The 12,756-nt window shown below is 70.3% G+C and carries 3 protein-coding genes; all 3 read right to left on the bottom strand.

The window, feature by feature from the left end; all coding sequences use genetic code 11:
* The coding region (locus ABZT06_RS49615; RefSeq protein ID WP_355756313.1) for a protease pro-enzyme activation domain-containing protein at positions 1–1,469 on the bottom strand (1,469 nt) is incomplete at its 3' end.
* A 256-nt stretch (positions 1,470–1,725) separates the two neighbouring features.
* On the bottom strand, positions 1,726–12,093 hold the full coding sequence (locus ABZT06_RS49610) for an amino acid adenylation domain-containing protein (protein ID WP_355756310.1): 10,368 nt from the start codon (positions 12,091–12,093) through the stop codon (positions 1,726–1,728).
* A gap of 121 nt (positions 12,094–12,214) precedes the next feature.
* A complete protein-coding gene (locus tag ABZT06_RS49605; protein WP_355756307.1) occupies positions 12,215–12,436 on the bottom strand; it encodes an MbtH family protein in 222 nt (73 codons plus the stop codon).
* Between the last annotated feature and the right edge of the window lie 320 nt (positions 12,437–12,756).

Here is a 12,756-nt window from a genome sequence, read left to right as displayed (position 1 = left end):
AGCGCGTCCGGGACGATCCCGTGCTGGTAGAAGGGCGCGGCCACGGTGGTGCTGGTGCCGCCTCCCGCGCCGCCGTTGAACGTGCCGGGGAAGCCCTCCCAGGCCGTGCCGTCCGCGGACAGAGCGGCCCTCTGGGTGCCCCAGCCGGTCTCCCACAGGTACTTGTCGCCCTTGCCGACGGCCAGGGCGGTGCCGCCGACAGCCGTCACCCAGGCCGACTGGGCCGGGAAGTTGGTCTGCTTCAATCCTGTGGCCTCGGCGTTGTCGCCGTAGTCACCGGAGGAGAAGTAGAAACCTATGCCCTCGACGGCGCCGAGTTGGAAGACGCGGTCGTAGGCGGCCTGGATCTCCGGCGTCTGGTTGGCCTCCAGGTCGCCCCAGGAGTTGGAGACGATGTCGGCCAGGTGGCGGTCGACCACCGTGGACAGCGTGTCGTAGAAGGCGTCTGTGGAGCACGAGGAGGCGCCCACGTAGGTCACGTCCGCGGCCGGCGCGACTGCGTGCACGGCCTCGACGTCGAGGGTTTCCTCGCCGTACCAGCCGGCCGCCCCGCACTCCTCGGTGTCGGTCCAGTCGTTCGGCAGTACCTGCGTCAACTGACCGGGTTTCCAGGCGGCGTCGCCGTGCGCCTTCGCGTAGATGGCCGCGTCCTTGGCGATGGTCGGCGAGGCGTAGGCGTCGGTGATGGCGACGCGCACCCCCTTGCCGGTGTACTTCCCCGCGCCGTAGGCGGCGCGCAGTTGTCGGCCGGTGTAGCCCTTGACGGCGTACGGGATCTTCGTGCCGTAGGCGTCGGGCAGGGTGGTCGCGATCTTGGAACCGTAGTACGTGGAGAACGGCCCCGAGTTCACGAACACGTCCCCCGGCGGGGGCAGTTGGTCGTCATGGCCGAGTCGGCGCGGCGCGTTGTCCAGTCCGGTGACCGCCAGGACGGCACCGCTCACGGAGGACGGCACCGAGGCGGTGGCGGTCGGGGCGTGGTAAGTGCGGGCGCCCTTCGCGTAGTCGTGGAGCTGCGTGTCGAACGCCTTCTCCACGGCGGCCACCTCACCGGTGACGGACACGTAGTGCGGGGTGACGTCCGTGACCTTCAGGCCGGCCGACTTCAGCCAGGTTCTGACCGCGGCGACCTGGTCCCTGCTCGCGCCGAAACGGGCCTGGGCCTGCTGGGCACTCAGGTACTTCCCATACAGCGGCGAAGCGGGGTCGGCGACCGCGCGTGCGTAGTCGGCGAGACCCTTCGCGTCACGGCCGGCGAGGTAGACCCGTACGGAGATCTCCGCGCGATTCGGTGTGGCACCCCGGTCCGCCTTGGCCGTCGCCCACACCGGCTTGGTGCCGGCCAGTCCGTGCCGGCCCGGTGCGTCAGCGGCGTGTGCCTGGGGTGTACCGAGCAGCAGCGCGCCCGCGAGCAGCGGTAACGCTGCGATGCCCGCGCCGGCCCGCCGCATGGTGAGATCGTGTTTCATCAGCACTCCTGCCGTTCGGTTCCTTGCATGAAGCGGTCGGGCCGCTGGAAACCTGACCAGTGTTACGAACGGAACCGAAGCGCCTCCGAGTTCACATCGATGTGCTCGCGGCCGGTGTCACATCGAGCGTCGACGCCAAGCCAGTCCTGTTGGCACGCGGTCCTGGACGCCGTGGGGGAGGCAGCCACCGTGGAACTCGCTGTTGAGCGACGTCTGCCCGACAGTCGTGGTCATAGAGATGAGGGGGTGGTCCGGCTCACCGCACCAGATCGTTGCGGCTGTACTCGCGGAACGTCCTCCAGATCCGTTCCAGGTGCTCCGGCAGGACCACGTCGTGGTGTCCGCAAGGCAGCCTGAGTTCCTCGATGTGTCCGGTGATGGCCGGCGCCCAGTCCTTGACCGGGTCGGTGTGCGGGGGCTTGTCGGCGGTCGCCACCACCAGGAACGCGTCCCCCTCGAATGGCCGGGGTGTGTGGGTGAGGTACAGCCTGCCGTTGTTGAGGATGATGCGTCGTGCTACGGCGAACTCCTCGTCGGTCAGTTGCACCGGATTGGCCCGGATGTAGTCGTCCAGGTTCTCCAGCCGGAATCCGTCTCCCGCGGGGTTTCGCGAGGGCCCGTCGAGCGCGGGGTCGGTGGGACGCACAGACGTGTCCCCTGCGGCTCCTTGGTTCTGCCGCTCGGTCTCCAGGGAGGGGAACGAGTCGAGCAGGACGAGGGACGCGGTGCGTTCGCCGGCTTCCTGGAGCTGCACCGCGATCTCCTGGGCGATGACACCGCCCAGGGACCAGCCCAGGAGGTGGTAGGGGCCGGCCGGTTGGATCCTTCGCATCTCCTCGAGGTATTGGGCGGCCATCTCCCGCAGGGAACCTGGCAGCGGGTCGTTGTCGTAGAAGCCGCGGGCCTGTAGTCCGTAGAGAGGTGTCGAGGCGGAGACGTGCCGCGCGAGAGGTGCGTAGGCCCAGCTCAGTCCGGCCAGCGGATGGACGCAGAACAGGGGGCTGTCCGTTCCCGTGCCGCGAATGGGCAGGACGGTACGGAAGGCCTCCCACTGAGTCGACGGTCCCAGCCGGGGGGCGAGTTCCGCGACGGTCGGCGCTGCGAACAGGGCACGGAAGGGCACGTCGACGTGCAGCCTCTTGCGGATCACCGTGAGGAGTCGGGCCACGAGCAGCGAGTGTCCGCCCCGTTCGAAGAAGGAGTCGTGGATGCCCACCCGGGGGATACCGAGGACTTCGGCGAACACCTCGCAGAGGATTGCTTCCCGCGCGGTTCGCGGCTCGCCCGAAGGTGTCCTGACAGCGAGACCGACGGACAGCAGTGCCTCGCGGTCCACTTTGCCGTTGGCGGTCAGCGGCAGCGCGTCCAGGACGGTGAGGCTCGTGGGGAGCATGTAGGCGGGCAGCAGGCCGACCAGTTCCTCACGGACGCGTTCCTCCAGGAGGTCCTGGCCCGGCGCGGGAACCACCCAGGCGGCGAGCAGACGTCCCGCGGCGCCGTCCTCCCGCACGGTGACCGCGGCCTGTCGGACGCCGGCGAGAGAGAGCAAAGCGTTCTCGATCTCCCCAGGCTCGACGCGGTGGCCGCGGATCTTGACCTGCCGGTCCGCGCGTCCCAGGAACTCCACCTGCCCGTCGCGGCTCAGGCGCGCCAGGTCGCCCGTGCGATACATCCGCTCGCCGGGCTGCCCGTAGGGGTCGGCGACGAACCTGTGTGCCGTCAGTCCGGGACGGTTCAGGTAGCCGCGGGCCAGTCCGGGCCCGGCCACGTAGAGCTCGCCCGGCACGCCCGGCGGGCAGAGCCGCAGACGGGCGTCGAGCACATAGGCCTGGGACCGCGGCAGGGGGCGGCCGATGGGAACGCCGGCAGTTGCGTCCAGGTCGTCGGCGCGCACTGTGTGGGTGGTGGAGAACGTGGTGTTCTCCGTGGGGCCGTAGCCGTTGGTCAGACGCAGGTGGGGGAGGCGGTCCAGAAGGGCCCGGCAGTGGGCGGGCGACAGGACGTCGCCACCGGCCAGCAGGTGGCGTACCGGACGGAACATCTCCGGGTCGGCGTCCACCATCTCGTGGAAGAGACCCGCGGTCAGCCAGCAGACGGTGACGCGGTGTTCGGAGAGGAACTCCCCCAGTTCCATTGGTCCCATACGGCGCGTGGCCGGCAGGGCCAGGCGGGCTCCGTTGAGCAGCGCCCCCCAGATCTCGAAGGTAGCGGCGTCGAAGGAGACCGCAGCGAGCTGGGCGACCGTGTCATCCGGTGCGAGATCGGCGTAGGCGGCGGGTGACACGAGGTCGGTCACCGCGCCGTGGGTGACGGTGGTGCCCTTGGGGCGGCCGGTGGACCCGGATGTGTAGATGACGTATGCGGGGTGGTCGGCAAGGAGTGGGGACGTGCGGTCGCCGTCGGTCAGGTCGTCGTCGGGCATGCTCGCCGACAGACGGGACTCGTCGAGATCCAGCGTGGGGATGTTCAGCTCCGGCAGGCCCTCGCGGACGGCGGAGGTGGTCAGCACGAGGAGGGGCCGTGCGTCATCGGCCATGTAGGCGATGCGGTCCGCGGGATAGGCCGGGTCGAGCGGGAGGTAGGCTCCGCCCGCTTTCAGGACGGCCAGCAGCGCCATGACGAGCAGGGGAGAACTGTCCAGGGCGACCGCGACCAGGCTCTCTGGGCCCACCCCGTGCCGGATGAGCACTCGGGCCAGTTGGCTGGCACGCGTGTTCAGGTCCCGGTACGTCCACTGGACGCCCTGGTGGATCAGGGCCGGCCGGTCTGGCGTGGCTGCCGCGTACCGCTCGAACAGGCCGGGGACCGTGAGCGCCGGCTCTGCAGCGTGCCCGACGGCGTCCGCGTGCGGGTCCGGGACCGCGGCGAGGAGGCGCCGGCGCTGTGCGTCCCCCAGCACCGGCACGTCGTGCAACGGCAGGCCGGGATCGTCCCTCAACGCGGTGACGAGATGGCCGACCGTGTTCTCCAGCAGGGCGCTGACCAGGTCGGCGTCGATGGACTCCACAGCCTGGACGGTCACCTGAAAACCGGTGGTGAAGTCGTCGACGGAAACGGTCAGCGGGTAGTTGTTCCGCTCCTGTGAGAACAGCACCCGCGCGCCGTCCAGCCCCACACGTGTGCCGGGCGGGCTGCTGTAGCGGTAGTTGAACAGGGAGGTGAAGAGCGGGCTCTGCGGCGGTAGTCCACTGGCCTGCTGGGCCACCGACAGCGGCGCGTGTTCGTGCGCGAGCAGCTCGGCCAGGCGGTGCCGCATACCTGCCACGGCCTCGTGCACGCTGGGCGCGCCGGTGTCCATGCGGACCGGGAGGGTGTTGATGAACAGCCCGGGGACCCGGTCCGCTCCCGCACCGCCCCGCAGGCGCCCGAACAGCAGCGTGCCGAAGACGACGTCGTCACGTGCCGAGGTCGCCGCGACCACCCGCGCCCAGGCCACGTGGAAGAGGACTGCCGCGCTCACGCCCAGGTCGCGCGCCGTCTCCCGCACCTGTCCGGCCAGAACCGGGCCCACGGCCCGTGTGGCGTCACGGACAGTTGACCCGTCGCCGCGGACGTCGACCAGGCCGAAGGGAGCCGTCGGCTCGGTGACGTCGGCCAGGAGACGGCGGAAGAACGCCTCCTGTTCCTCCCGCGATGTCTGCTGACGCGCCCGCATGACGAATTCACGGAACGGAACCGGGGCCGCGAGCTGGTCCTCCCGGCCGTCCATGACCGCCGCGATCTCGCCGATCAGCCCGTCGAGACCGGTGTGGTCCTGAATGAGATGGTGCACTTGCACCAGCAGCGGCCAATGGCCGTCCACCCGGTCATGGCTCATGGTCACGCGCAGCAGCGGGGCCTGCCCGAGCGGCATAACGGAGCCCGCGGCAGCCAGGAGTTCCTCGGTCACGTCCGTGCAGCCTCCGGGCAGAGGTACTTCACGTACCGGCACCACCGCCTGGCGCAACACCACCTGCACGGGCTCTGCCGGCCCGTCCCACACCATGGCCGTGCGCAGTACGTCGTGGCGGTCCACCACCCGCTGCAACGCGGCCAGAAACGCCGAGCGCCGTTGACGGGTATCGAAGGCGAGGACGGTCGGCAGCACGTACACGTCGCTGTTGCCGTCGGCGCTCATCAGGGAGTGGAAGAAGATGCCTTCCTGCAACGGGGCCAGCGGATAGACGTCCGCCACATTCGCCGTGCCACCGGGTATGCGCCGCGCGACGGCCGCCAGCAGGCCGGCCGACGGGGATGGGGCGACCGCTGCTTCCGGTGCCTCCGGCTCCTGCGCGTCGGTCATCAGGGTGCTCGCCGCGGCCAGTCCCGCGACGGTCGGGGAGACGAACAGACTGCGGATGTCCACGGCGACGCCTTGTTCCCTGAGCCGCTCGGTCAGGGTGACAGCGGCCAGGGAGTGCCCGCCCAGCTCGAAGAAGGAGTCGTGGATGCCGATACGTGTCACGCCGAGCACGTCGGCGAAGACCGCGCACAGCAGTTTCTCCTTCGCGTCGCGCGGACCGTCGGTGTTATGGCCGCCGAGTTCCGGCGCGGGCAGGGCCCCGCGGTCGAGCTTGCCGTTGACCGTCAGGGGCAGCTCTTCGACCACCGTGACGAACGGCACCATGTACGAGGGCAGAAGGCGTGCCAGATGGGCGCGCAGTGTCCGGCCGGTCACGTCGGCGGCGGCAGGGTCGAGCACCGCGTAGGCCACGAGCCGTTGGTCCGCGTCCTGTTCCTGGCGCACCAGTGCTGCCGCCTGGGTGACCGCCGGGTGCGCCATCAGCGCGGTCTCGACCTCGCCCAGTTCGATCCGGAAGCCGCGGATCTTGACCTGGTCGTCGCCGCGCCCCAGGTACTCCAGTTCGCCCGCGGTGTTCCAACGCGCGATGTCCCCGGTCCGGTACATCCGGTCGCCGGGGCGGCCGAAGGGGTCGGCGAGGAAGCGTCCGGCCGTCAGCGCGGGGCGTCTCAGGTACCCGAGCCCCACGCCGCTGCCGCCCACGTACAGCTCACCTGAGGCACCGGGCGGCACGGGACGCATCCTGGCATCGAGAACGTAGGCCCGCACACCGGGGACGGGACGCCCGATCGGGCTGCCGTGCTCGGTCCGGCCGGCGGTGCCGGCTGTGAGGGGGACGTGTGTGACGTGCACCGTCGTCTCGGTGATTCCGTACATGTTCACCAGCCGCGGGGTGTCCTCGGGGTGACGGTCGTACCACCTCACGAGCCGGGCGGTGTCCAGCGCCTCCCCGCCGAAGATCACCAGGCGCAGGCAGAGTTGGGCGCTGGTCCGCGGATCCGCGGAGTCCGCCAGATCCATCTGGTAGAAGGCGCTGGGCGTCTGGTTGAGGACGGTAACCCGCTCCCGGGCCAGGAGACGCAACAGGTCGCGAGGGGAGCGGGAGGTGTCGAAGGGGACGACGACGAGCCGGCTGCCGTGGGTCAGTGCACCCCAGATCTCCCACACCGAGAAGTCGAAGGCGAAGGAGTGGAACCAGGCCCACACGTCGTCGCCGGTGAACCCGAAGGTGTCACGCGTGGACCGCAGAAGAGCGGCCACGTTCGCGTGGGTGACGAGAACGCCCTTCGGTCTGCCGGTGGAGCCGGAGGTGTAGATCGCGTAGGCGGGGTGTTCGGCGGTGAGCACGGCTGTGCGCTCATTGTCGGTGACGTCACTGTCGTCGGCCGCGGCGCAGAGACGGACGGTCGCAAGGTCGTCCAGGCAGACGCGTTCCACGCCCTCGCACGCGGAGAGACAGGCCGCCGTGGCGGAGTGGGTGAGGACGACGGTCGCTTGGGCGTCGTGCAGCGTGTACGCAATGCGCTCGGTGGGGTACCCGGGGTCGATGGGCAGATAGGCGGCTCCGGCCTTCATGACCGCCAAGGCGGCGACGATCAGCTCTTCGGAGCGGTCCAGGGCTATGCCCACAAGGTTGCCGGGACCGGCGCCCCGGTCGATCACGAGCCGTGCCAGGCGGTTGGCACGCTCGTTCAATTGCCGGTAGGTCAGGGCGTTTCCGTCGCGGATCACTGCCACGGCGTCGGGCATCCGGGCCGCCTGCTGTTCGACCATCGCGTGCAGGGTGCTCGGTGGCGCCCCGGAGTCCGGCACGGGCGGCGCCCCCAGGAGCTGCGCCCGTTCCCCCGCCGACAGCATGTCGACGTCGTCGATCCGCAGCCCCGGATCACCGGTCAGCAGATCCAGGACGCGCACGAAGCGCTGCACGAGCAAGTGAGCGGAGGCCTCGGTGAAGAGGTCCGTGGCGTACGTGAGAGCACCGACAAGGCCCGCGGGTTCACCGCCGCCCGACACCTCCTTGAGCTCAAACGTCAGGTCGAGTTTGGCCGGGGTGTGTCCGGTCGGCACGGCCCGCGCCACGACGCCGGGAAGAGCGAGGACAGCCTCGGAGTGGTTCTGCAGCAGGAGCATCACCTGGAACAGGGGGTGCACAGCCGTCGAGCGTTCCGGGGACAGGTCCTCCACCAGGTCCTCGAACGGCAGGTCCTGGTGGGCGAGGGCGCCCAGCACCACGTCCCTGGTCCGGGACAGGAGCTGTGCGAACGAGGGGTTGCCACTCAGGTCGTGCCGCAGCACCAGAGTGTTGATGAACGGCCCGACCAGCGTGTCGAGCTTCTCGTCCGTGCGTCCGGCGACCACCGTGCCGATGGGCACATCGTGACCGCCGCCCAGCCGCAGCAGCAAGGTGGCGAGGGCGGCCTGCAGGATCATGAACGGCGTGACGTCGTGGGAGCGGGCGAGCGCGGCAAGGCGCTGGTGCAAGGACGCGGACACGCGCAGGTCGACGCTCGCGCCCTTGTGGGCGGCCGTGGCACGGCGCGCACGGTCCAGCGGCAGCGGCGTCTCCCGCGGGCTCGCCTCCAGAACGGTGCGCCAGTACGCCAGTTGACGGTCGCGCTCACTGCCAGGAGCGCCGCCCGCGTCGAGGAGCCGGGACTGCCACCGGGCGTAGTCCGCGTACTGCACCGGCAGTTCGGGCCAGTCCGGTTCCCGGCCTTCGACGCGGGCCCGGTAGGCCGTCGAGACGTCGTGTGCCAGGACCGCCGTGGACCATCCGTCGCTCGCGACGTGGTGCAGGTTCAGAACCAGCACCCAGCCGTCGGCCCGTACGCCCAGGAGGCCGACCCGCAGCGGGGCCTCCCTCGCGAGGTCGAACCGGTAGGACGCCATCTCCGCGATCCGCCGCGCGAGTTCCTCGTCGGTGAACGGACCGGGCTCCACCGTCAGCACCCCGGTGCGGGCGCTCGCCGGAAGCAGACGCTGCCGCGGCTCGCCCGCAACGGTCTCGATGACCGTGCGCAGGATGTCGTGCCGGGCTGTCACGTCACGCAGCGCGGCATCCAGCGCCCCGACGTCCAGCGAACCCTCCAGCCGCATGGCCGCCGCGACGTTGTACGTGGCGTTGGGGCCCTCCAGCCGCCCGAGGAACCACAGCCTGCGCTGGGCCGGGGACAAGGGTGCGTGCGCCGGGCGCGGCAGTCGTTCCAGCGGGGGGCGCTGCGGTGTGTCGAGCCGGCCCAGGCGGGCGGCCAGTCCGGCGACGGTGGGATGCGTGAAGACGTCCGCCAGCGGCAACTCGGCACCCGTGGCGGCCCGGACGCGGCCGGCCAGGCGGGTGGCCAGCAGGGAGTGGCCGCCCAGGTCGAAGAACGAGTCGTGAATCCCTACCCGGCCCAGACCGAGCAGGTCGGCAAACGCCGCGCACAGGATTTCCTCCAGCGCGGTACGGGGCCCGTCCTGCGAGGTCAGCGACGTGAAGTCGGGTTCGGGCAGAGCTCGCCGGTCGAGCTTGCCGTTCGCCGTCAAGGGCAGTGCGTCCAGGACCACCACGGCGGCCGGCACCATGGGGGCGGGCAGCTTGTGGGCGACGTGAGCCCGCACGGCGCTGCCTTCCACTGCGCTCGAGCCGTCCGCCCGCACCACGTAGCCGATGATCTGCCCGTCGGGCCCGTTCCCGCGCACCACCGCTGCCGCCCCGGTCACGTCCGAGTGCGTCAGCAGCGCCGCCCGCACCTCACCGAGTTCGATCCGGAAGCCACGCACCTTCACCTGGTCGTCGGTGCGGCCCAAGTACTCCAGCAGGCCGTCCGCCCGCCATCGGACGAGGTCTCCGGTGCGGTACATCCGTTCGCCCGGCATCCCGTACGGGCAGGCCACGAAGCGCTCCGCGGTCAGCCCCGGCCTCCCCAGATATCCCCGCGCGAGTTGCGCACCGGCCAGATACAACTCACCCGCCGCCCCCACCGGCACCGGGGACAACCCGCTGTCCAGCACGTACGCCCGCGTATTCCACACCGGTCGGCCGATCGGCACCCCGCCCTCGGGGGGTGCGTCAGCCGCGCGGACGCCGAAGGCCACACACCCGACAGCGGCCTCCGTCGGGCCGTATTCGTTCACGACCGTCACCTGCGGATGTGCCGCTCGCAGCCAGGCCAGTTGTTCACCGTGCAGCCCTTCGCCGCCGAGCACCACCTCACCGTCGAGCAGTTCTCCCGCGTTGCGGTCGGACAGCAGCGCCAGGTGGCTCGGGGTCGCCTTGAGGAAGCTCAGCGCCCGCCCCGCGGGGAGCCTCTCCTGGACGTCGCCGCCCAGCAGAGTGCCACCGCACATCAGGGTCCCGAACAGGGCGGTCACGGTCAGGTCGAACGCCACCGAGGAGTGCAGCAGTGTCGTGCCCGACAGTCCGGGGTAGGTGTGCGCGGCCCACGTCAGGTAATGACACACGGCCTGGTGGCTGACGATCACACCTTTGGGTTGTCCGGTGGATCCGGAGGTGTGGATGACGTAGGCCGGTTGCGCGGGCAGCAGGCGGCCGTGCCGGTCGTCGTCGGTCAAGTCGTCACCGCTGTACGAGCCCAGGGCAGTCTGCGTGGCCGCATGGTCGAGGACGACGGGGGTGAGATGGGCCGGGACCGAGGAGACCGTGCCGGTGGAGACGACGGCCGCAGAGGGGGCGGCGTCGGCGAGGAGGTAGCCGATCCGGTCGGCCGGATACGCCGGGTCGACGGGCACGTACGCGGCGCCGGTCTTGACCACGGCCAGCAGGGCGACCACCAGATCGGCCGAACGCTCCAGCACGACGGCCACCCGGTCCCCGGCAGCGACCCCCCTGCCCACCAGCAGCCGCGCCAGACGATTCGCCCGCGCGTTCAACTCCCCATACGTCAAACAGACTTCCCCGAACACCACGGCCGTGGCCGCCGGCGTCCGAGCGACCCGCACCTCGAACAACTCCGGCACCGTCCGAGCCGCTACCTCGCACAAGGGACCGGCCCCCCAGGCCAGCGTCCGCTCACGCTCAGCCTCGCTGAGGAGCTCCCACCTGCCGATGACGTCATCGGGCGCCGCTTCCGCCAGTTGGTGCAGGGCGTTGCGGAAGTACTCGGCGGTGCGCTCGCTCTTCTCCCCCGCCGATGCGGCGGCACGGGCGTCGACCGTGACGGTCACCGGGGCGCCCGGCCGAGGCTCCCGCACCGTGATCGACAGGTCGTGGAACTCCCCGCCCGAAAGACCGTGCACCTGGACCGGGATGTCACCGAAGCTGACGTCGTAGTCGAACAGCATCACGTTGACCACGGCGGCGAACAGCGGCCCCCGGCCCACAAGATGGAGATCCCGGAGGATGTCCTCGTAGCGGTACCGGTCGTGCCTCAGGGCCTCTCGCAGCGTGTGCGAGACATGACGGACGAACTCCGTCACGGTCTGCTCCGGCCGCAAGTGAAACCGGATCGGCAGGATGTTCGACATCATGCCCGGGGTGCTGAGCTGAAGACGCCCCTTGCGGCCGGGCACCGGAACACCCAGGACGACCTCGTCGGTACCGGTCCGGGCGCCCGTGCTCACCGCCGCGGCCGCGATGAGCACGGCGGAGAGACTCGTGCGCAGCTTTCGGGCCAGCGCCCTCAGTCCCTCCGCGATCCTGGGCTCGATCTCGCCCGACGAGCGGGCCGGGCCGTCCAGCGGGGTGGACCCGCCACGATCAGCCTCGACCAGCGACTCAGGGCGGTCGGCGAAGACCGCACGCCAGAACTCCCGATCGGCCTGGAAGCGCGCTGACGTCCGGTATGCGCGATCTGCCTCGATCAGCAGAACCGACGAGGGGAATGCACCTTTCTCGACCGGGGTCCCGCGGGTCAGGGCTGTGTAGATTTCCGCGCAGCGCGCCACCATCAGCGATCCGCTGTAACCGTCACCGATGATGTGGTGCACCCGCTGGTACCAGAAGTAGCGGCTCTCTCCCACCGCCAGCAGCGCCTGAGTGAACAGGGGGCCCTTCAGCAGATCGACGGGACGGCTCACGTCGTCCCGCATCCACGCCTCCGCCGCCGCCTGCGGCTCCGCTTCCCCGCGCAGGTCCACGACGACGGGGCGCCACTGCGGGTCTCGGGCGAACCGCTGAGCGACCGAGCCGTCCTCCGCGACCTCGAACCGCACCTGCGCCAGGTCGGCCTCCTCGACCAGCCGGCACAGCGCGGACAAGAACATGCCGACGTCCAGCGGCCCCCTCAACTCAACATATTCGGCGATGTTGTAGGCGGCGCTGTCGGGTTCGAGCTGCTGGGCGGTCCACACCCCGAGCTGTCCGGCGGTCAGCGGCCCCCTGTCGCCCGCGAAGTCGACCATTCTCTCCCCCTGTGATGTTCCTGTCGAAGGCCGGCGCCACCCGCACGCGGCGGCCGTGAGCGGTGACCGACCGGCGATCACGCCGGACCGTCTTCCGGTGGCAGAGGGTCCGGACGCCGGCTCAGTCGCCTCGGTCGCCGTCCATGGCGTCGGCCAGGCTCTTGGGCCGCAGATCGGTCCACGTGCGCTCGACGTAGTCCAGACACTCCTGACGCGCAGCCTCGCCGAAGACGACGTCCCAGCCGGCTGGCACATCGGCGAAGACCGGCCACAGAGAGTGCTGCCGTTCCGCGTTCACCAGCACCACGAACCTGGCGTCCTGGTCCTCGAACGGATTCGTCATCGTCAGCTCCTCCGCCTGCCCGCGCATGGAGACATGCGCCTCACTCACATGTTGCCCTCTCAACCTAAATGAGCATACATGTCGAGCAAAACACGTTTGCCTCACCCTTGGACGTGTTCGACCCTGGTGCGCCGCATGCGGGTGGGTCCAGTCGCTGAGTAACGGCGCATCGCGCGGCCTCGGGGCGACGATGTTGCTGTCGCCTAACGAGCTCGTGCATGGTTGGCGGTGGCACGTCGAGGGGTGCGAACTTGCCGGTATTCACACTCGTTCATCGGTCGCGAGGGTGACCGCCTGCTGGTGGGAGAGCAGTGCGGCAA

The organism is Streptomyces sp. NPDC005483, from assembly GCF_040606035.1.
Classification (GTDB): domain Bacteria; phylum Actinomycetota; class Actinomycetes; order Streptomycetales; family Streptomycetaceae; genus Streptomyces.
The sequence above is the reverse complement of the archived record's forward strand: the minus strand, read 5'-3'. Positions and strand labels throughout refer to the sequence as shown.

Excerpts from the sequence above, each read along its gene's own strand:
- ABZT06_RS49610 (WP_355756310.1), bottom strand. The coding sequence starts at position 12,093 with ATGGTCGACTTCGCGGGCGACAGGGGGCCGCTGACCGCCGGACAGCTC.
- ABZT06_RS49605 (WP_355756307.1), bottom strand. The coding sequence starts at position 12,436 with ATGACGAATCCGTTCGAGGACCAGGACGCCAGGTTCGTGGTGCTGGTG.